At 44.7% G+C, this 22730-nt stretch carries 14 protein-coding genes and 1 pseudogene; 10 read left to right on the plus strand and 5 right to left on the minus strand.

What is annotated here, in order from left to right:
- The first annotated feature begins 76 nt into the window (after positions 1-76).
- Positions 77-361: a hypothetical protein gene (locus ACOMA8_RS05090; protein ID WP_421369043.1), complete on the plus strand. Its 285-nt coding sequence runs from the start codon at positions 77-79 to the stop codon at positions 359-361.
- Positions 362-482: 121 nt separating this feature from the next.
- On the opposite strand, the gene ACOMA8_RS05095 is transcribed toward ACOMA8_RS05090, so the two are convergent.
- The 5 genes from ACOMA8_RS05095 to ACOMA8_RS05115 all read right to left on the minus strand — a co-directional run bounded on the left by ACOMA8_RS05095 (position 483) and on the right by ACOMA8_RS05115 (position 4816).
- On the minus strand, positions 483-1217 hold the full coding sequence (locus tag ACOMA8_RS05095; protein WP_421369046.1) for a tyrosine-protein phosphatase: 735 nt from the start codon (positions 1215-1217) through the stop codon (positions 483-485).
- Between the two features lie 108 nt (positions 1218-1325).
- Complete coding sequence (locus ACOMA8_RS05100) at positions 1326-2114, minus strand: PhnE/PtxC family ABC transporter permease (protein WP_421369048.1); 789 nt, start codon at positions 2112-2114, stop codon at positions 1326-1328.
- A 37-nt stretch (positions 2115-2151) separates the two neighbouring features.
- Positions 2152-2964 carry a phosphonate ABC transporter, permease protein PhnE gene (gene phnE, locus ACOMA8_RS05105; RefSeq protein WP_421369050.1) on the minus strand — a complete coding sequence of 271 codons (813 nt, stop codon included), beginning with the start codon at positions 2962-2964 and terminating at the stop codon, positions 2152-2154.
- Positions 2961-3905, minus strand: coding sequence for a phosphonate ABC transporter ATP-binding protein (phnC, locus tag ACOMA8_RS05110; RefSeq protein ID WP_421369053.1), 945 nt, complete (start codon positions 3903-3905; stop codon positions 2961-2963). The genes phnE and phnC overlap by 4 nt, the downstream gene beginning before the upstream one ends.
- 2 nt (positions 3906-3907) lie before the next feature.
- On the minus strand, positions 3908-4816 hold the full coding sequence (locus ACOMA8_RS05115) for a phosphate/phosphite/phosphonate ABC transporter substrate-binding protein (RefSeq protein ID WP_421369056.1): 909 nt from the start codon (positions 4814-4816) through the stop codon (positions 3908-3910).
- Between the two features lie 544 nt (positions 4817-5360).
- Between ACOMA8_RS05115 and priA the strand changes: the two genes are divergently transcribed.
- From priA to ACOMA8_RS05160, 9 genes and pseudogenes are all read left to right on the plus strand, one after another.
- On the plus strand, positions 5361-7790 hold the full coding sequence (priA, locus tag ACOMA8_RS05120) for a primosomal protein N' (protein WP_421369059.1): 2430 nt from the start codon (positions 5361-5363) through the stop codon (positions 7788-7790).
- A 120-nt stretch (positions 7791-7910) separates the two neighbouring features.
- A pseudogene (gene def, locus ACOMA8_RS05125) lies at positions 7911-8399 on the plus strand (peptide deformylase); the annotation flags it as partial.
- A 190-nt stretch (positions 8400-8589) separates the two neighbouring features.
- Positions 8590-9537 carry a methionyl-tRNA formyltransferase gene (fmt, locus tag ACOMA8_RS05130; protein WP_421369061.1) on the plus strand — a complete coding sequence of 316 codons (948 nt, stop codon included), beginning with the start codon at positions 8590-8592 and terminating at the stop codon, positions 9535-9537.
- A 9-nt stretch (positions 9538-9546) separates the two neighbouring features.
- Positions 9547-10956 (plus strand): 16S rRNA (cytosine(967)-C(5))-methyltransferase RsmB, encoded by a 1410-nt coding sequence (gene rsmB / locus ACOMA8_RS05135; RefSeq protein WP_421369064.1) that lies wholly within the window; start codon positions 9547-9549, stop codon positions 10954-10956.
- Positions 10957-11139: 183 nt separating this feature from the next.
- Positions 11140-11880, plus strand: a complete 741-nt coding sequence (locus ACOMA8_RS05140) for a Stp1/IreP family PP2C-type Ser/Thr phosphatase (RefSeq protein ID WP_161900225.1) — start codon at positions 11140-11142, stop codon at positions 11878-11880.
- Positions 11877-14171 carry a Stk1 family PASTA domain-containing Ser/Thr kinase gene (pknB, locus tag ACOMA8_RS05145; RefSeq protein ID WP_421369068.1) on the plus strand — a complete coding sequence of 765 codons (2295 nt, stop codon included), beginning with the start codon at positions 11877-11879 and terminating at the stop codon, positions 14169-14171. The genes ACOMA8_RS05140 and pknB overlap by 4 nt, the downstream gene beginning before the upstream one ends.
- 781 nt (positions 14172-14952) lie before the next feature.
- A complete protein-coding gene (locus ACOMA8_RS05150; RefSeq protein ID WP_421369070.1) occupies positions 14953-19599 on the plus strand; it encodes a SpaA isopeptide-forming pilin-related protein in 4647 nt (1548 codons plus the stop codon).
- Positions 19600-20904, plus strand: a complete 1305-nt coding sequence (locus ACOMA8_RS05155; RefSeq protein ID WP_421369073.1) for a pilin N-terminal domain-containing protein — start codon at positions 19600-19602, stop codon at positions 20902-20904.
- An 86-nt stretch (positions 20905-20990) separates the two neighbouring features.
- The gene (locus ACOMA8_RS05160; RefSeq protein WP_421369076.1) at positions 20991-22715 is read left to right on the plus strand and encodes a SpaH/EbpB family LPXTG-anchored major pilin; all 1725 of its coding nucleotides are present in this window, start codon (positions 20991-20993) and stop codon (positions 22713-22715) included.
- Positions 22716-22730 lie beyond the last annotated feature (15 nt).

A 22730-nucleotide genomic window follows, 5' to 3' on the forward strand; every position in this document is an offset into this window, starting at 1 on the left:
TTTCTTTTTAATTGGTGACGAATGACCTTAGAAAAGATACAATTAAAAAAATGGTTTCTTTAGGGGGCGGATAGCTATGATTTCAAAGAAAGATAGTGGCAATGCAAGGCTGCTATTATTAGTGTCTATTATAAGTTTTGCTCTGTTGCTAATAATTTACTTTGTGAATTTTCGTGAACTCACACAACAACACTTAGCTATTTGCTTAGGGCTAATCCTCGTATCAGTCGTAAGCAGTGGCGTAGCTTTTAAGAAAGGCGGAAATAGATATCTTGCAATTGGAATTGTTCTTCTGAATATCGCGTTAGTGTTGTTTGCCATATTGGCAACTATCATGTCGTTGCGAAATAACGGAAATTAATCAAGAAAACAGCTATTTCAGTCTACCGAGATTGGTGAAAAAGTTGATTCAAGAAAAGCGGTAGGACTTGGATAAGCTTTTACTCGATGTCCGCCAACAGCGATAAATCAATGAGGCCCGCTCATTCATTTACTGCTTTTACGGTAAGTTTCCTGTTGAGTTTTTGTTGCAAGAGGTGTAGATGTTCTGGGCTGAGGCCGGCTTGGCGAAAATAAGTGTCGGCATTTCCGTAATGGTGGGCCAGATGGTTCAAAAAGCGGCTCATGTTCTGGGCATCTGAGCGTAACAGTGTTGGGTCGATAGTGGTTTGAACCGATTGGAAGCGGCTGTCGGCAGCAAGAAAAGTATGGGTGACTTGGTAATCCGCGATGATGTCAGGGTAAGCTGCTTCTGCCAATTCTAAAAGCAGGGCAGCAACCACGCCGGTACGATCTTTGCCGGCGGCGCAGTGAAAGAGGGTAGCGCCGCTATTTTCAGCCAACAACTCAAAAATCAAACGCAACTGTGAGGAACGTTCTTCCAGCAGTCCGATATAGAAGTCGCCTAGATCAAAGCTGTGGCTTTCCAGGTTTTGAGTTGCATCAGCCACGTCGCCAATCATCAGGGGGATATTGAAATATTGAATGGTTTCAGTCACAGGGTCAGGTTGCTGCAACAATTCTTCTGCTGAACGCAAATCAATGATGCGAGTGACGCCATAGTTTTGTAAAAATTGGATGTCAGGGATGCTTATGTTTTGGAGACCGTCACTTCTAAGGAATGTTTGCCAAGGGGTAGGACCTGATGGTGTAGGAATACCACCTAAGTCGCGGGTGTTGAGGGTACCTGTCAAAGGCAGTCGAGTATAATGTTCCATGTGAAACTCCTCCAATTCTATTTTTGTAGTTTTTACTGTAGGGTCGGAAGCAAAATCGCAGCCGACCGTAACCTTCATTAACTTAAACTTATTTTTGTAGGGCAGTCTTTAGCGGCTGCTCTTTTTGAGACGTCCTACTAGAAGCTCCATTGTGACCATCGTCAAAAAGATGACTAAAATGATTGTGGAGATGCGGCCGTAATCGTATTTGCCGATAGCTTTGGTGAGCAGGGCGCCGATTCCGCCGGCTCCCACCATTCCAAGGGAGATGGATTCGGCGATGTTGCTTTCCAGTCGGATTGCCGTCCAAGAAAGAAACGGGTTCTTTAACCCTGGCAAAAGACCATGCCAGATAATCTGTCCCCAAGAGGCACCAGCGGCTTGCAAGGTTTCGATGATGGCTGGCTCTTGCTCTTCAATCGAGGCGATAAAAGATTTGGTGAGATAGCCGGTGGTAGGGAAAATCATTCCGATGACAGCAGCGGTATTGCCAAAGCCCAAGCTGGCGACGACGATCAAGATCCAGATTAAAGAGGGTACCGCCCGCACGAGGCTGACCAATCCTTTGATTACACCGGAAAATAGTGGCAGCGGGGCAGTGTTGGCAGCACCTAAAAAAGCCAGAAATAAAGATAAAATCCAGCCGATGGTCAGACCGGCAACTGCCAAAGCCAGCGAAACTCCTAACTGCGGGAGAATCTCCGGTAATGCAGCAATATCCAATACCATGAATTTACGGAGAATACGGCCGGCGAGTTTTCCCCGTTGCAAAAAAGTGGCTAAATCCAGATTTAAAGCTGCGGTGCTGGTGAAAAACAAAACACTCAGCAACGCAATCAGTCCACTGCGAAACCATTGTTGGCGCTTTGGGGAAAGAGGAATAGTAGTAGAAGACATAGGTGATTTCCTTTCTGAAATGAGATTCGATAGCTGTCTAGAGGATTTTTTTCCGCAAACGGCTCACAGTGAATTCGGTCAATAAGACCATCACCACCAACATGACAATTAGAAACAAAGCTTCATGGTAGCGAAACAGTCGGATATTGGTCTGAATCATGATCCCAATCCCACCAGCGCCTACCATCCCCAAAATCGCCGAGGCTCGAATGTTGATCTCAAAGGAAAATAACGTCCAGTTCAGCCAAGCAGGAACGAACTCTGGCAACAAGCCGTGAAAGAGCACCTGTAGATAACTAGCCCCGCCAGCTCGCAAAGCCTCTAGCTTGGTGGCCCCAATCTCATCAATAGATTCAGCGTAGGAGCGAGCCAAAAAGCCCAGTGTTGCCAAAATCAATGCCAAAAGTCCAACGAGATTTCCAATCCCGAAAATATAAACCAACAAACTGGCCCAGACTAAAACGGGGATGTTTCGCAAAAAACTGATGAAAATCCGGACCAGCAGACGTAGCCCGCGAACAGGATTGGTTTGTTCGGACATCAAGAGTCCAAAAAACAGCGCTAAAAAGGCGGAGCAATAGGTTCCTACTACAGCAAACAAAACAGTTTCCAGCACCAGGGGAAGATAGCTGTTCAAGTTGGCGATTTTCATGGGCCAAAAATTCTCCCAAAAGAAGCGCAGAAAATCCGGAAAACCCGCCAGTACAGTGAAAGGATTAACTTTTAGATAGGCAAAACTTGCGACAATCACTGCTAACACCAAGGAAATACCAGTAGTTTTCTTCAGCGCAGCTTCCTCTGACAAGGAAAGCGTTTGTGACTTTGCAACAGGAGTTTCTGGGTTATTCATAGTGCCAGGCCTCCTGTTTCTTTTGTCGCTGTGCTTAAAGCAGTTTCACTGGCGACAACCGCAGTGCTGTTGACTAATGGGGCATGAAGCTCGGTAGCATTGGGAATCGGTGCTTCATTCGGAGCAGTGGGGGTGATTTCCTTGATTGCTGCTTTATTGTCTTTGTTTTCAGTACCAGTAAGGGACATCTGCTCTTCTTTACCGGCGTAGATGGCAGCCGTAATCTTTGTACTCAGCGCTTCTGGAGGTCCGTCAAATACGATTTTCCCCTCTTTAACTCCCAGAATACGGGTGGCATATTGCTTGGCATAATCAACTTGATGCAAGTTGACGATGCAAGTGATCTGACGGCGGGTAGTGATGGTTTTCAGTTGATCCATGACAATGTCGGCGGATTTTGGATCCAAAGAAGCGATGGGCTCGTCTGCCAAGATCAGCTTAGGCTCTTGCATGAGGGCCCGACAGATACCGACTCGTTGCATCTGTCCGCCAGAAAGGTCACTGGCTCGTTGATAAATCTGATCTTCCAACCCCACTGTTTTCAGCAAATTCAGCGCTTGACTTCGTTCAATTTCCGGGTATAAGCCCAATAAAGACTTATAAAAAGGCATTCGGCTGAGCCGTCCATGGAGGACATTTTTGATGACGTTGGTGCGGCCAATAAGATTGTAATGTTGGAAAATCATGCCAATGTCGCCTCGTTTTTTTCGTAGCGCGCGGCCTTTCAAGCTGGTTAGCTCGCAACCGTCAAAATACACGGTGCCGCTAGTCGGTCGTACCAACTGGTTAATGGTCCGGATCAGGGTGGATTTTCCGGCTCCTGATGGACCAATCACCACGATAAATTCTCCTGACTGGACAGAGAGATTGATGCCGTCGAGGGCCAGCTTTTTACCATCGTAACTTTTCTTTAGATCGGTCAAACGCAGCAATTCCGTCATGCTTATTCCTCCTCAATTCCCAGTGTATCCACCATTTCTTTCACCACCGCGTAGTCGCTGTCATGTGCTTCAGTGAAGCGTACCTCGCCAGCACCATAAAAGGATTTGAAATAGTCGGCGTTGTCATAGCTTAGATAAAAGTCTTTCAGCTTCTTTTTGATGTTTTCGTCGAGATCTTTGCGGACGACAAAGAGCGCATTGGGGATCACTTCAGTTTCACCGATAATTTTCAAGTCATTTTTTTTGATTAAGCCGGCGTTTACCAGCATTGGGATTGTCTGACCAGCCACGGCGGCCGCATCATAGTCTCCTTTGACGACTCCCAAAATGCTGGCATCGTGTTTGCCGGAATACGCAACGGTTTTGAAAAAGTAGCCAGGTGTTTCCAGTTTGCCCGTGTCTAGAGCCAAGTCTTTGACCAATGTAGTTTTTGGATACATGTAGCCGGAAGATGAGGCAGGGTCTACGAAAGCAAAATTTTTATCTTTCAGATCTTTCAATTCGTTGATGCTGCTGTTGTCTTCTCGAGTGATAAAAACTGTGCGGTAAGGTTCAGCTCCCATCGATGTGGTGGTCACCAGCGGCTCAGCGCCAGCAATCTTTTTGGCTTGGTAATAACTCATGGGGCTTACTAGAAGCACGTCTAACTTACCGGCTTTCAAAGCTTCGATTCCTACAGAATAATCAGCTCCCTCCATCTCTTCCACGGGTAAGCCGATTGCTTTTTCCATATCTTTGCGGAATCCTTCGTGCTTGGTTCCGGCATCAGGGTTATTTTCATCCGGCATCTGCACGATCGTAATTTTTTCTGGTGCGGCTGCCTGTGCCGTCTCAGATTGACCTTTACAACCGGTTAACAGCAACAACCCCGCAGTCATAGCTAAACTTGCAACAAACATTTTCTTTTTCATTTTTGCACTTCTCCTTTTGATTGGTTGGGACGACAGCTGCTTGAAGCAGGTATGTTAGCGAGCTGTGAACGATTGTAGTTTATAATGCTTCGAGGGCGGTTTCATCAATTTTCAGTTATGTTTACGTAAAGAATGACGCCTTTTCTGTAAACGAACAGTAAAGGTTGCTGTTGGATCGTTTTATGTAGCTTGCCAACGTGGTATTCTGGTAAGGTAAGCAGCAATTAGCAAAGTAAGTAAATCAAAAGAAAAATAACTATCAAAATGTCTCGAATTATCGGATAGGTTTTCTGGCAGATGCAAAAAAAGTAAGGCAGCAAGGAATAAAAGCCTCTTTGGTCGTTTCACGCAGCTGCTTTTTTTCGACTATCTATTCTCTAAGCTTCGCTAAAACCACAGGGGCAGCTTTTCCCCTTTACAGACAAAAGCGTTTTTTTCCGTTATAATATGGAAGGATTTCTGCCGACAGTTTGAAGTTATGGTCTAAAAAAGGGCCGCTAAATGCTGTGACATACAAAATCATCAGAAAGGATGTGACCGTCAAATGCAGGAGTTTGCCAAAGTGATTGTAGATGTGCCGGCGATGCAGACGGACCAGCCTTTTACATACCATATCCCGGAAGAGCTGGCGACGCTGGTGCAAGTAGGTATGCGAGTGGAAGTGCCTTTTGGTAACGGAAATCGCCACATCCAGGGATTTGTGATCGACATCGTGGCTGATTCCATGACGGATGCGCCGTTAAAAGATATTGCCGGGGTGCTGGATTTGGCACCAGTAGTGAACACGGAACTGCTGGAGCTGGCAGATTACATGAAAGAGCAGACCTTTGCCTTCAAGATTACTTGTTTACAGACGATGCTGCCGGCGGTAATGAAAGCTGAATACCAGAAATTCGTGCGGGTCACGGATTTTGCCGCTGCCCAAAGTGCCGGACTGCCTTTGGATCTGCTGGATCAAGAAACCGGCGAATTGGAATGGAGCCAAGCTGAAACTGCCGGTGTGTTGCCGGCACTTTTGCGGCTGCGGCAAGCTGGGGCAGCGGAGATTCGCTACCAGGTGAATAAAAAAAATAAGGTCAAGATGATGCGACTGGTGAAGCCTTTGATTGCAGGTGCAGAACAAGCGCAGGTCATCAAAAGCCAACTGCGAGCCGGCGCCAAGCGTAAAGAACAGCTATTGGATTTGCTGGTGCAAGCAGCCGGAACCGAGCTGCCGGTGAAGCATTATACAGATGCGGGAATCAGCAATGTCAATTTGAATCAAGGCGCACAAGCGGGCTGGTTACGTTATGCAGAAGTCGAAACCTATCGAGATCCCTTTGCTCATCGGGAGTTTGCGACGACTACAGCGTTGTCTTTAAATGCCCAACAGCAAGCTGCCGCTGAGGCGATTCTAGCTGCTGCAGCTAAAGATGAGCCCCGGACTTTTTTGCTGGAAGGTATCACCGGGTCGGGCAAGACAGAAGTGTATCTGCAGACCATTGCAGAAGTGATGGCGAATGGCCGCACTGCCATCATGCTGGTACCAGAGATTGCCTTGACGCCCCAGATGGTGGAGCGCTTCAAGAGTCGCTTAGGGGATGCGGTGGCCGTTTTACACAGCGGGTTGTCCCAAGGAGAAAAATACGACGAATGGCGCAAGATTGAACGAGGAGAAGCTCAAGTTGTCGTGGGGGCGCGCTCTGCTATTTTTGCACCACTGGAAAATATCGGCTTAATCATCGTGGACGAAGAACATGAGGCCACTTATAAACAAGAGGAAACACCTCGGTATCACGCGCGCGATTTGGCTATCTGGCGCAGTTGCTATCATGGCTGCCCCGTAGTGTTGGGCAGTGCGACACCATCACTGGAATCGCGGGCCCGGGCGCAAAAAAACGTCTATACCCTGTTGCCTTTGAGCCACCGTGCGAATCCTGATGCGGCACTTCCCACGGTTGAAATCGTAGACATGAAAGACGAATACGCCAAAAAAAATCCCGGCAACTTTTCCCAAGTGCTAAAAGATAAGATTGCCCACCGGTTGGCTAACGATGAACAAATCGTGTTGCTTTTAAATCGCCGTGGCTATTCCAGCTTTGTGATGTGCCGAGATTGCGGGCATGTGGTGGATTGTCCTAATTGTGACATTTCATTGACGCTGCATATGGATGTCAAACGCTTGCGTTGTCATTATTGCGGTCATGAAGAACGGATTCCTGATGTCTGTCCCAGCTGTGGTAGCCGCAAGATTCGCTACTACGGCACCGGGACTCAAAAAGTTGAAGAAGAACTTCAGGGCATCTTCCCCGAAGCCAAAATTTTGCGGATGGACGTGGATACCACTCGTAAAAAAGGGGCCCACGAACGGATTTTAAAAGCGTTTGGAGAAAAACGCGCCCAGATTCTTTTAGGGACACAAATGATCGCCAAAGGATTGGATTTTCCCGACATCACTTTGGTAGGCGTATTGAATGCTGATACCGCCTTGAATCTGCCGGACTTTCGTTCCAGTGAGCGGACTTTTCAACTGTTGACACAGGTGAGCGGGCGAGCCGGACGAGCCCAAAAAGCCGGCGAAGTCGTGATTCAGACGTTTAACCCTGGTCATTATGCGATTCAATTGGCACAACAGCAGGACTATGAAGCTTTTTACCGCCAAGAGATGGGGATGCGTCACCGCAGCGGCTACCCGCCTTATTATTTTACGGTGAAGATTACTGTCAGCCATGAAGAAGAACAGGAAGCGGCGCGGGAAATCTTTGCCATCACGCGGGATTTGTCCAGTGAGCTCAGTCCGCAAGCGGTGTTGCTTGGCCCGACGCCGGGAACTGTGGCGCGGGTGAAAAATCGTTATTATTACCAATTAATTATCAAATATAAAAAAGAGCCCCATTTACAAGCGGCGCTCAAGCGACTGCTGGCTGACAGTCAGCAAGCACAGCGACGAGGGCTGTTGATTGCCATTGACAACGAACCGTTGAATTTCATTTAGAGTAAGTGACAAGGATCCGCCAGCCAAATTTGCAGCTGAGGCCTTGCTAAAAAAACAGCCCGCTTGTCATTAGAGAATAATTTGACAAAGAGCGGGGACAGATTGGAGTACGAAGCACCTATGATATTACCTTTAGTGTTACATCCTGATGACCATCTGCGGCGGGAAAACGCCGAGATTACTGAAATTACCGAAGAGCTGTGGGACTTGTTGGACGACCTTCACGACACCATGATCGCCCATGACGGGGTTGGTTTGGCGGCGCCGCAAGTTGGACGCAATGTCCGTGTGGCAGTGGTGGAAGCCGAAGAAGGCGACCTGATTGAGCTGATTGATCCAGTGATTATTGATAAAAAAGGCAGTGATGTGGATGTGGAAGGCTGTTTGAGTATTCCGCATGTCTATGGCACTGTAGCGCGAGCCGATGAAATCACTGTTCGCTACTACGACAGAGACGGCGACGAGTTGGAAATGACCTGCTACGACTTTCTGGCGCGGGCAGTTCAACATGAAATCGACCACTTGGATGGCGTGCTGTTCATCGACAAAATGATTGAACGCATCCCAGAAGATCAGTTGGAAAGCTATATGGAAGATCAAATAACAGAAGAAATTGTCGAAGAATTGGCGCAAGACTTAACAGAAAGCACCGCAAATGGCGAGACAGCCAAATTCACTGACAATGACGAAATACCAGATACCAACATTTTGAAAATGACGGACGTTGATGAGAGTAACCACAATCAGCGCCGTAAGTCTGATAGCAATAACGATACGTTTCAAAAGGAGGATGACTGAGATGACGAAAATCGTATTTATGGGAACGCCGGCCTTTTCAGTGCCGATTTTGGAAGGCTTGGTGCAAGAAGAGTATGAAGTCTTGGCCGTGGTGACCCAACCTGATCGTCCAGTGGGGCGCAAACGGGTTCTGACGCCGCCGCCAGTCAAAGAAGCTGCGGTTCGATTGGGCTTGGAAGTCCTCCAACCGGAAAAAATCAGTGGCTCTCCCGAAATGGCACGCATCAAAGAGTTGGCCCCTGACTTGATCGTGACAGCAGCCTTCGGTCAATTTTTACCGGAAAAACTGCTGCAGGTGCCGCGCTTTGGTGCCGTCAATGTCCATGCCTCCTTGCTGCCGAAATACCGCGGGGGTGCGCCAGTGCATTATGCCATCATCAATGGTGACGATCGGACCGGCGTTACCATTATGGAAATGATTAAGAAGATGGATGCCGGGGCTATCTACAGCCAGGCGGAACTTCCCATCACCAAAACCGACGATGTAGGAACAATGTTTGACAAATTGAGCCTATTGGGACGGGAACTGCTGTTGGAAACCTTGCCGAAATTATTGCAAGGAACCCTCACCAAAATCCCTCAAGACGAAGAAAAAGTAACCTTTTCACCGAATATTACTCGTGAACAAGAAGAAATTGATTGGCAGAAAACAGCTGACCAAGTGGACTGTCAGGTACGGGGGATGCGGCCGTGGCCCATCGCCTTCACCACGTATGAAGGAAGTCGCTGGAAACTTTGGGCAGTGACGCCGCTTGCAGAAGAAACCACGTCAGCCACTCCAGGTACAGTCATTAAAAAAGACAAGCAAGACCTGTGGATCGCTTGTGGTCAAGGAACTGTCTTGAGTATTACGGAGTTACAACCTGCTGGTAAAGGCCGCCAACAGATCCGGGAATTTTTGAACGGCGTCGGCCAGCAAGTGGCTGTCGGCCAAAAAGTGGGAGGCTGAGGATTCATAATGGATGATGTAAAACAACCCCAGCGCAAACCGCGTTCTCGTGCTGCTGCTAAACGCCCGCCTCAAGCACTGCGGCACTCTGCTCGACTGGCAGCATTGACTGCTTTAGAACGCGTAGCCAAAGGTGGCGCCTATTCCAATCTGCTCGTCAGTGAAGTCGCCAAAAGCGGACAGTTGGCCGACAAGGATCAGCGGCTGATGACCGAGATCGTTTACGGGACAATCGCCCGCCAGCAGCTTTTGGATTACTACTTGTCCCCTTACTTGAAACACGCAAAAAAAGTCGAGGACTGGGTGCGCTTATTGTTGCGCTTATCAGTCTTTCAAATGCTGTATCTGGACAAAGTGCCGGATCACGGAATTTTAAACGAAGCTGTCGAGATCGCCAAATTTCGCGGCAACCCCGGCACAGCAAAATTCGTCAACGGGGTCTTGCGTAACTTGCAGCGGCAGGGAATCCCTGAGTTGGCTGCTATCAAAGATCCGACTGAACGTCTGGCAACGGAAATTTCCATGCCTATTTGGTTGACCGAAAAATTGATCCATCAAATCGGTATCGAAGCCACCCGTAAACTGGGACTGTCTTTATTTGAGCCAAGCCATGTTTCTGCTCGAGTAGATACTCGTTTTGTATCGCGAGAAGACGCCATTGATTCCTTGAAAGAAGACGGTATTGAAGCTCGAGAATCCGTGGTTTCGCCCTATGGACTCGTGGCAGAAAAAGGCTTTTTAGCAGGCAGCTTACTCTTTAAAATTGGCCGCCTTACCGTCCAAGACGAAAGTTCCATGTTAGTGGCACCGATTTTGAACCCGGCACCTGACAGTCGTGTGCTGGATGCTTGCGCAGCGCCAGGGGGGAAAACAACCCATATCGCCACGTTTTTGGATAAGAACCAAGGGGGCAAAGTCGTCGCCTTAGACATTCACCAGCAAAAAGTGGCGTTAATTGATGAAAATGCTGCTCGACTACAGGTTTCCGATGTGGTGGAAGCTCGGCAGATGGATGCACGTCAAGTACACGAAAATTTTGCACCGGAAAGTTTTGATCGAATCTTGATCGATGCGCCCTGTTCCGGGCTGGGACTGATGCGTCGCAAACCAGATATCAAATACGGCAAGACAGCGGCAGATTTTGCCCGCCTTCCTCTGATTCAGCGGGAAATTTTAGAAAGTTGTGCGCCTGCCCTGAAAAAACAAGGTATACTGGTTTACAGCACGTGTACGATTGCAGAAGAAGAAAATCAACAGGTAGTGGCGGCATTTTTGGCAGAACATCCGGAGTTTGAACTAGCGGAGCTGCCTGTTGCCGCGCCACTGACAGAAGCTGTCAAAGATGGGATGCTGACCTTGTATCCAGACCGCTTCATGACCGACGGCTTTTTCATCAGCTGTCTGAAAAAACGAGGCTAGCAAGCAGCAATGAAGAGCTGCCGGTAATTAGGCAGTTCATGGGCGATAACTGACAGCCGGTCTGTGGCTCACCAGCCCGCCTGTTTTCAAGGCTCGATGAAGGTCAAACTAGTTGTATACTACGTGATTCAGGCGTTCCCACAGGGCGGCGCTACCGATTTGTTTTAGGAGGTACTGTTATTCATGGAAATCGCATTTCGTTCCGATATCGGACAACGACGCACCAGTAATCAAGACTACGCTGATGCTTTTACTAACCAACAAGACGTCACATTGGCGCTCTTGGCAGACGGAATGGGGGGCCATCAAGCGGGAGATCTCGCCAGCCGCTCGACAGTTGAAGATTTGGGTACTCTTTGGGAAGCCGGTCAGCTGACAGATCCCGAGAAAGCTTCTTCTTGGATGGTAAAACACATTCAAGAAGAAAACCATGTCATTTATGAAAAAGGCCAAGAGCAAGCAGAGACCACTGGCATGGGCACCACTATTGTCGCCGCGGCTTTGTTTAGCGATTGTTACGTCATCGGCCATGTCGGTGACAGCCGCGCCTATTTGTTTCGAGATGGTCAGTTAAAACAGCTGACCGAAGACCACTCGCTGGTCAATGAGCTGGTGCGTTCCGGTGAAATCACGAAAGAAATGGCCGCTACTCACCCGCGACGCAATGTCTTAACCCGTTCAGTCGGTATGCCCGGAGATGTGGAAGTCGACGTCACTGAAATCACCGCCCAAGCCGACGACATTTTGCTGTTGTGTTCCGACGGCCTCACCAATATGGTGTCAGAAGCCGATATCCAGACGGTGCTCCATGTGGATGCTCCACTGGCGGAAAAAGCCGATACGCTGATCGCCGCAGCCAATGAAGCCGGCGGAGTGGACAATATCACGGTCTTCTTGATCGCTAAAGGAGGCAGTCTGTCATGATTGAAATTGGCAAGAAAATCAACGGCCGTTACAAAATCATCGGCAATATCGGCTCCGGCGGTATGGCCAATGTTTATCTGGCCCGGGATTTGATTTTGGATCGGGAAGTCGCCGTCAAAGTCTTGCGTTTTGACTTCCAAAACGACCAAGCCGCTATTCGCCGCTTTCAACGAGAAGCACTGGCCTCTACCGAACTGGTGCATCCCAACATCGTTTCCGTCTATGATGTCGGTGAAGAAGACGGCATGCAATACTTAGTGATGGAATACGTGAAGGGCATGGATTTGAAACGCTACATCCAGACCCATTATCCAATTCCTTACTTAACAGTAGTAGAGATTATGCAACAGATCTTGTCAGCTATCTCGTTGGCGCATCAGCACCGCATCATTCACCGGGACTTGAAACCGCAGAATATCCTGATCAATGAAGACGGCGTAGTAAAGATCGCTGATTTTGGTATCGCCATCGCTTTGAGTGAGACCTCTATCACCCAGACCAACACCATGTTGGGATCGGTTCATTACCTGTCACCGGAACAAGCCCGTGGTAGTATGGCTACCAATCAGTCGGACATTTATGCCATCGGGATTATTTTGTACGAGATGCTTTGCGGGAAAGTGCCGTTTGACGGGGAATCAGCTGTGACCATTGCCTTGAAGCATTTTCAAGAAGAAATCCCTTCTGTGCGCATCTATGATCCCAACGTCCCGCAATCGCTGGAAAATATCGTCCTGCATGCCACAGCCAAAGATCCCGCCGATCGCTACAAAAATGCTGATGAAATGTACGATGATCTTTCGACTGCACTGCAACCAAATCGCTTGAACGAGCCTCGTTGGCAGCCCCACTCGATGTTGGATGAGACCCGGCAGCTGACACCAATCAGCGGAGACACCGGAACTTACACTTCGGATGGAGCGACTACCGTCGGCCAACTCACCGGCAAGATTCCGACTGCCGCAGCGAGTAATTCGATTGGCAATACTCAGCCGCTTTCACCAGTACCGCCAACAGATAATGCCACTGGCGACGAACCGAAAAAGAAACGTCGTAAATGGTGGCTGATCCCGCTTTTATTGGTGATTCTAGCCGGCGGTGGGCTAGCCTATGCCGTCTTTGGTGGCGGTAGTGGCGAAATTACCGTTCCCGATGTGGAAAATCTGACAGAAGCCGATGCCCGCAGTAAGTTGACTGAGGCAGGGTTGAAAGTTGCCGATAAGAGCATGGAGCTGTCTAGCGACACCATTGAGACTGGCCGAATAGTGAAAACCGATCCCGCCAGCGGAGACAGCGTCAAGAAATCTGCCGAGGTGACCCTTTACGTATCCATCGGTGCCAAAAAGATGACCATGGCCGATTACACCGGTGAAACCAAAGAGGACGCCGTCGAAAAACTAAAGCAGGTGGGCTTTAAAGAAAGTGCCATCAGCTTTAAAGAAGAGTATAGCGACGAAGTCAAAGCCGGAAAAGTCATTGACCAAGACCCAGCTGCCGACACCGAAGTCTCCCCAAAAGACGACACAGTAGAACTGACTATCTCGCTAGGTGTGAAACCAATTATCATGCCAGACTTCATCGGCCTGTCAGAAGATCGCGTAGTCGCTGATTTGACCTCCAACGGCGTCCGCAGCGAAGACATCGACGTGCAATATGAATACGACGACAATATCAATAAAGGCGGTGTCATTCGTCACACCCCTTCCAAAGGCCAAGAAGTCATCCCGGGACAAACCAAAGTCACACTGGTCGTCTCCAATGGCAGCAGCCGCTTGACCTTAGAAAACCTGGCAGGATTAAGCGAGACCGAAGCCGATAACAAGCTGAAACAACTCCAACTGGAAGCTGTCACCGGTAACGCCGAATACTCCGATACCGTGGCAGAAGGCAAAGTTATCCGTACCGAACCCAGTGCCGGCAGTCCTGTCAATATCGGTGACAAGGTCAGCCTGATTCTCTCTAAAGGCAAAGAGCCGGAACCGGAAGAAGAATCCTTTACCGTGAAATATACCGCTAGTTTCACCGGTAACAGCACGCAACAGACCGATACCAGCTCTGGTGGCGAAACGTCAGCCGCCGCAACCCAGGACATCACCATTTGGTTGAAAGACAAAGAACACGACAAAGAAGAAGTCGCCAACTTCACCGTCACAGAAGGCGGCCGCGAACAAACCGGCAGCTTTACCGTCACCATCAAGAAAGGTGAATCCGCCACCGTCTACTACCAAAGAGCAGACGGCAAAGAAGGCAGCCAAAAAGTCAGCGGCGAAACGACGATTGCGGTGCCTTAATCAACTCTTGAAATCCAAAGAAAGAAACGCTGAATGACATAAATTAAAAGAGCACATGAAATGATGACGCAATCATTTCATGTGCTCTTTTAATTTAGAGAGAAGAACTGCTCAGACACAACTAGCTCGATAAGCATAGTTAAAAATGATTAGAGGTTGGAAAGACAGATACCTTTCTACTTTATTAAGCACTATTCAGACTCAAACCTTTTTGATTGGAAATAAAAAATGCTCTGATGACTACTTGAAAAAAATTATATTTCTACTTGCTTAAGTTTAGATAAATATTAGAAAAAAATGAAAAATATCGGTTTTTTTCTTTTAGAAAACAGGCTTAGTAAATTACGCTGTCAAATTTTTTTTAATGAGTTTATGCATCCAAACTTACGAATTAATTTAAAGATTATCAATAATATCAACTGTAATTTAATAAGTCCGTTAAAAATAGTGATGATCTTTAAATTGAAAATAATATCATTTTATTTAAAACAATTGAGAAAAAATGATAAAAAATGCTGGTTTTAATATAGGGCTGTTCTTTATATCTAAGTTAACTCATTTATAATCACATTTGTTGTAAATAAATAGTTATACTCTTTCGATTTATAATCTTATTCTTATTTGTTGTTAATATTAACTAATGAAGTTATAATTAAATTGTGGGTGATCAGAAATTTAAAAAAGTAAGTCTGGGTATTGCGATTGCTGATTTGGAAAAATGTCGGAACTTAATTCACCTCACGTAAGTTGATGTAAGTGGGATGTTTGGGAGGAAATGCTAATGAGAAAGAAGAGTTTACGTAAGAACAAGAGAGAGGGTGAGAAAATGAGAAAATTATGGTTGCCGCTCACTATGATTATCGCGATCTTAATCCCGTATGCTTTAACATTATCTACGATTTTTCCGGAAAAGGTCGAAGCGGTAACGACTGAGAAACAAGTCGTCTTGGACGAGGATTACGCCAAAGTAGAAGCTTCTTATGAGGAAAAAGAAGACTACTTTGAATGGACAATCGAATTTGAAAAGAAAGCCAGTGAGAATGAAGGCAGGCTTCGGATAGCAATTGACACAACAGATACGGGGTTTGGCACGGTTAGTGACATTCGTGGGGAAGGACTGGCTTCTTTTACTGAAGAAGGCGACGATCTCAAAACCATGAAGGTTGAGAATGATGAGAAAGATTTAGATTGGTATTACACTAAAATTTTCTCGACAGAGGTAGCAAGTGGGACGTTGAACTTCAAATCCGAAAAAACTGCTGAGGTAGGTGAATTGCCTTTAGTAGTAGCGATGGATGAGAATGTGTATACCGAAGAATTGGATACAGAAAAAAATCCTATTGCTGAAGAAAACAAAGAGGTCGAAGAAACAAATTCCAATAAAGATGAATCAACTAATCTGGATAAAGCAGACTCTTCAATTCCTTCTAAAGAAGCAAAAGAAGACACTTTAGAAGAAAGTCAAGAATCTGGTGGTAGTTATACAGGTCTCGATCAATCTCTTCTGTTAAAACAATCACTTGCCATCAGAGCTTTGTCAGATGATTCGTCATTAGAGCTAGGGCCCTATGCAACAAGCGATCCGTTCAATTATGTGCTTTATGAGGAAGAGACAACAAATCAACGGCGCTCATTAGAACACGCAACAAATGATTATGCCAATGGAAAATCCACCAGTTTATTGTATCAAGGCTTTAAAGGTCCTCTATTCGATAATGGAAGTCTGATAACAGATGAAAATTATGATATTGGTGGTGCGAATTGGCGTAACTATGACTATGCATCGAAAGATAATGGTTCAAGTCCTGCTGATGGAACTGGATATGGTCCAACGGTTCAGCTTTGGGGAACGGACCAAAACTTTGCAAATAGTTATTTAGATTATAACGGTGCCTATATTAAGAAGTGGGTGGAGCCAAATACGGATTATGCTGTTTTGTCTGAAAAAGATATTGAGGGGAAAACGGAGGACGAAATTGAAAAATTGAAACAAGATAGAACAGTTGTCTACAATGTCTATCTTGATGTCATTGGAGGAGAAAAAGTAACGCAACAAGCTGTTGATATTGTCTTCGTATTAGACAAATCAACTAGTATGGATGAGACCATCCCAGATGGAACAGCGAGGCCCCCTTCAAAATTTGATAGTATGACAACTTCTGTCACAGCTATGGTGGATGATCTTTTTGAAATTGATAGTCTAGATCTTCGAATTGGCATGGTTGACTTCCAAGGCTATCGGGCTGAAAATATCAAGTCAAATATCATGGAGATGACAGACAAAGAAAACAAAGCTAGACTTACGAATAAAAGTATTAATAATGCTTTATATGAGAAATGGAGTGGTAGTAGTGCGACACCAATCACCAAAGGGCTGAAGGAAGGCTACGACTTACTTTATAAAGATGACGGGGGAGAAGGTAGAAATCCAGAAAAAATTCTAATTATTGTTGGAGATGGTACGCCGACATATAGCTATACTGGTTTTTATAAAAGGGGTACCAACAATAGTTTTTCTAATACGTGGAATGCTAGTGGAGGTTATGAGGGCTCAGAAGCATATTGGGCAACTGCTACAAAAACTGAAAGCGCCATTTTCAGAGATTATGAAACCGGAGAAGCTTCGCTTTTTTATGATAGCAACACAATCGCATATCCAACTGAATTCGATATAGACAATTATAAAGGAGGTCCAAGTCAAGAATATAACACGGACTTCCGCTATGGAGAAGTTCCCAACACCTTGACTGGGAACACTAATATCAGAAATAACTGGTACGGACCAGGTACTCCTAGCTTAAATACTCAAACTAGAAGTACTGCAGCTCAAACAATTGCTTATCATCACTGGAAAAAGGCGCAACTTGCAAGTCAAGGTAAGTCAAAAGCACAAGTTTATTCAGTCGGTCTGGGACTTGCATCAGGAAATTCGAATAATGCTACATTAGACGCCTTAGGTAGAAACGTATTGAAGAACTTGGCAGATTTAAAATCTGAAGGTTCTAATGAATCGTATTACTACAGTGCCGATACCGCAGATGAACTTACAAAAGTACTATCAGAAATTGCTCAAGATTTTGTGCGAACGATCCAAAATGCGACTCTGTATGATGCAACTGGTAAAAATATTTCAATATTTAATGCTGGTAAGGATGCGGAGATAACTTTTTATCATCTTGATTCTGCAACTAGTGGCGACTTACGCTATGAAGAACCCGTTGAGTGGAACACAACTACTCATGGTCCACGACCAGATGTTGTTGCACATCCAACTACCTATGAAGACGGAAGTTCCAAGAATCATGCTTACCGGTTTGAAGGGATTTCTTTAGGTGAAGGGGACATGGTGAGAATCAAGTATCAAGCAAAACTTGATGCAGGGGCTCAAAATGGGAATTTTTACACAGTAAACGATGAAGCGTATATAAAAAACCAAGCTGCTGCTGCTGAGCAACGACTCTATTTCCCAGCGCCATCAATCCGTTACCTTAGAGGAGATCGAAATCTAAATGTCTACAAGACAGGGCAAGACGGACGGCCACTACAAGGAATCACACTAACGCTTTATTATGTTTCTGATGATGGAAATGGAAACAGGGAGTTAGAAGAAATTGAAAGTAAAATGACTGGTTCTAACGGAATGGTTTCTTTTGAACATGCCTTTAATGTCTTGGATAATAATGATAGTAGGCTTTATACAGTTAAGGAAACGGCTGGTCCAACCTATTATAAGTTATCTGAGAAAGAATACGATTTCCAAATTAAGAAAGTGATTCGGGATATGAGTGATTTAGAAGAGGATGAAGAGACCAACGACGATGAAAATATAGAAGGCATTGGTCATTATGAACTGACAGACTTTACCTCAGGAGAACTCAAGACTTACGCAGAAGCCGGTATAGAACCTTATGATGATCCACTGTTATGGGATGGAGTTTATCAAGGAACTGACCATATATTTGGAATTTACCAAACTGTGAATCGTGATGAGGGAGGAGCAGAAACTACATTCAAAGATCTCTATGTAACACTTGATTTGCAAAATGAAATCAAGCCTGTTGAACTTTCTTTGAAAAAAATTCGAGAAAATTCGGAAGTTCCGCTACAAGGCGCCGAATTTTCATTGCAGACATTAGAAAATGGCGAATACGTGGAAATTGCTTCAGGTACTTCGGATGTTGAAGGAAAGGTATCGTTTGTAACAGGTGAAAAAGAACCTTTCTATTTAAACTATGAATTGGGAACTAATCAAAAAGTCTATCGAATTGTTGAAACAAAGGCACCAGATGGCTATTTACTTCCGGAAGATGACGAATATTGGGAGGTTCAGCTAAATGCAAATTCTGAGAGTGGAGCAGCAAACTTAGAATATAGAAAATCCGGAGAAAATTCATGGCATAGAATTTCTTATTCGGAAATAGAAGGTCTGGGAGATAGTCCAGTTATCCCAATCGAAATTGCCATTGAAAACACGTTAAGCAAAAAGGAATTTCGTGTTAAGAAAGTAGATGAATCAGGCAATGCCCTGAATAATGTCGGCTTTGAATTGCGTTCTTATACGCTAGATGAAGAAGGAAATCGCTTATACAATGCTGGAACCTATAAAGCATACAGCGGTGTGCACGGAGAGAACGACAAATCAACTGATGGTATTGGCTACTTTTACAGCAAACTGGAAGAAATGGCAGTTGGTGAAGATCAAAACTTTGATAATCCTTTAGATCTACAACCGGGTCTTTATGAGGTTCGTGAAACAAATTCATTGCTAGGATACTCTAGTTACCAAGATAAAATCGACTTTGAGCTAACTGAGAACGGTATTTTTGAATTTGAAAATGATGCAAGCGAGAACGAAATGTACTCATTTAGTGAAACAGGCGGTAGCACGGATGATCACCTACTAACTCTTACTGTGAAGAATACTAAGCTGCCTATGATGCTGGAGCTTCAAAAAGTCGATAGTCATACAAATGAAAAACTAAGTGGTGCAGAATTCACTATTAAAAATTCTGAAGATGAAGAAGAGAAATTAGTCGTAAACACTCAGGATGGATCAATCTACTCTCACAACCCTATTATTGCAGGGACCTATACAATAACGGAGACTAAATCGCCGGATGGATATAGAGTATTGCCTGGATATATAGAAGTTACTATCTCTGAAGAAGATGGAAATATTGAGGGCACTGCCACGTATCATTATGAAGACAATGAAGAAGCCAAGGAAGTAGATATAAGCGAAGTCACAGAAGATGGACAAAAGGTTCTTAAGATTTCCTTTAATGTCGGAAACGATCCGAAAGTTCCGCTTCCTTCCACCGGTGGTCAAGGTCGTGAACACTACTTCTTGATAGCAGCGGCTGTGATTATCACTATGGGAGCAGTGGGCGCCATCTATGTCTTCCGTAATCGAAAGGGGGCGAAGTAAATGTTGAAAAAGCTACTAGCAGTTACTTTTGCCTTGCTTCTAAGTTTTTCAACAATTGGTGGTCTCTTCAGCCTAAAAGCGAATGCAGAGACTAAACCGGAAAATGTTGAATTGATTTTACACAAGCATATTTCTCGAGATGTCAATGCAGATGAGATCGAGGAGTATCAGAATACGGGTTTGCCTATTGAAGAGTCAGAGTGGGAGAACGTGGATGTGGTTACCAAAGCAACACCACTGAACGGTGCCAATTTCACTGTCTATGACATCACTGATTATTATGAATCACAGGCAATGACGCCGACACAATTTGTGGCTTACTTTAGTACGATGAATCGCAATCAATTGAACGATTTTATTGAGCGAAAGCAGCCGCAAGAAGCGACGAATAGTCCAATCAAAACGAAGTCCGATGTTGAGTTTGGTGAGGGTGTCGCACGAATCAAGGTACCACGTTTAAATGGTGATCGTGATGCCGTCTATCTAATTGTTGAAACAGCCTTGGATCCAGACAGAGGTTTCAACATTGATTTAGAAAAGAAAGCCATCCCTATAGCAGTTGTCTTGCCGATTATGAATCCAAAAGATGAAGCCAATGAATTGACGCAAATTCATATCTATCCCAAAAATATTGGGTACTTGCGAGACCCTTATTTCTTCAAATACGGTCGCGAAAAAGGTAGTGATGAATTAGGTGTACCGTTGCAGGGTGCGGAGTTTGTAGTATATCGATACAACGACACGAATGAAAAATTATATCTAGATATGAGTCCAGCCTCAGATTTACAAAACAAATGGATTGGATCAAATGACCCACTAAATGATCCGAATGTGAATAAATTTGTCTCTGACCAAGATGGCTTAGTAGATATGGGAGAACGCTTCTTACCTTCAGGAACCTACTATTTTGAAGAAGTAAAGAGTGTGCCGGGCTATGAAATTGATGCCGAAAACAAAGCCATTGAGATTGTTATTCCAGATTCGTGGGTTGATGCAGAGGGAAATCCGCTTTATGTAACGGTCAACGGTCAAATCATGGATGAGTTGGAATCAGGAAAAGTACCACAATCGGCTTATGACAAGATTGAGCCTCGTGTTTACAACTACACTGATGGTAAGACAACGGACTCCGATCCGCCTGCTACCAGTGAAGAACCTAGTAACGGACCACGGCAGCCAACGAATCCACCCAAAAAACCAGGAGGCTTACTGCCAAGTACTGGGGAAGTTAAAGCAGCGATTTCATTATTTGGAATCATGCTGATCGCGTTTGTGATTTATATGAAGAAACGGAAAAGAGCGTAAAGAAATTTGTTACTGGAGGAGTAATCCTCCTCCAGTTCAAAAATAAAAACAAAAAAGGAAGCGAAACTACTTTAGGAGGAAGAGAAATGAAAAACAGAAAGTTATTGAAAACATGGGGATTACTGGCATCTACAACAATGTTAGTACCATTGGTTGCTGGATCATTAGGAGGAGGACCAGTTGCTGAAGCGGCACCATTAAACACAACTACCGATATTACAATTCATAAGTTGGTTTTTGATGAATTACCTGCTGGTATTACGCTAGATGATAATGGTCGTGTTACAGGGGAAATTAAGAATGATGGCTCTGCAACCGCTGCTGAAGATTACTTTGATGACGATACAGTATTGAAATATTTAGAAGATGCTGAATTTACTATGTATGATGTTACAGAAAAGTATTGGAGTACCATCAATACAGAAATTCCTGAATCTGAATCTGATCCTAAAGAGAAATATGACATGGATGCTACTTTTGAATTAATCAAAGATAGCGGAACTAGCTATACTGTTGTAAATTCTGGTAGAACTGATGAATTTGGTCAAGTTACTTTTGAAGATGTCGCTGACTATGAAACAGATGAAGAGTATGAAGGGAAAAACAAGGTTTATTTGATTGTTGAAACGGATGCACCGCCATTTACGTCTAATTGGTCTCAACCAATCGTTGTGATGTTACCTTTTCATAATGAAGCTGACGAAGTCGTAGAAGAAGTTCATCTATTCCCTAAAAACCTTGAAGTTGGTTTTGATAAGAGTTTAACTGGTGGAACAACACAAACAATTGAGGTTAACGGCGAGACTATTAACTATGCTGATTTTAATAAAGGTGCAGAAATTAACTACAACATTGAATTTATGATGCCGTTAAATATCAATGCAAACAAGGATGAGAATGAAAAACTATACACTCAATTTGATATTACAGATACACCAACAGAGAACTTAAAATATAAGAGCTTAGGAACTCCGGTATTAGAAGTATTTGATGGACCAGATTGGACTGCTATTACTGATTTAGCGTTGGGAACAGATTACACAGTTGTACCTTCAGAAACAGATGGTGGTTTCACCGTATCCTTCCAAATGGAAGATGCAACTTTAGATAAACTTGGGGACTATGCTGGTCAACAAGTTCGATTGAATTATGTAATGACACTAACTGAAGATGCTGAACCGCAAATGTTTGAAGACAATACGGCAACAATTACTTTTGAACATAACGGAAATACTATCACTGATACAGATCCAGGTGAAAAAGTTACAACTGGTGGACATCATTTCTATAAATATGATGGCTCAAAAGGAAATAATGAGACAGCAGTAGCGGATGCAGAATTTATTGTCGGTCGTACAGTAACTGAAAATGAAACTACAACAACTGAGTACGCACAGTTTACAGATGCTCAGGGAGAATTAATCACAGATGCTACAGATACAAAGGTCGCAGCAACAATCACTTGGACGACAGCTAAAGCTAACGCAACTATCTTCAAAACTCCAGCGAGTGGAGAGTTTTCTGTTGAAGGATTGGCATATGGAAGCTATTTTGTAGAAGAAATAAAAGCAGCGCCAGGCTTCGTATTACCAAATGATCCGATTACGAATTTTGAAGTGAATGAAAATTCTTACCTTACAACCATGAATGATCCTACTGAACTATCAGATCCCGAAAATATTGTCAACTACCCTAAAGGAACTCTCCCTTCAACTGGTGGTACTGGGATCTTCGCTTTCTTAGCCATTGGTACTGCATTGATGATGGGCGCTTACCTTTGGTTCAAAAATTCTAAAAAACAAGAGGTTTAATCACTAGACTTCTTC

This window comes from Enterococcus infantis (assembly GCF_049166715.1).
Classification (GTDB): domain Bacteria; phylum Bacillota; class Bacilli; order Lactobacillales; family Enterococcaceae; genus Enterococcus_C; species Enterococcus_C leclercqii.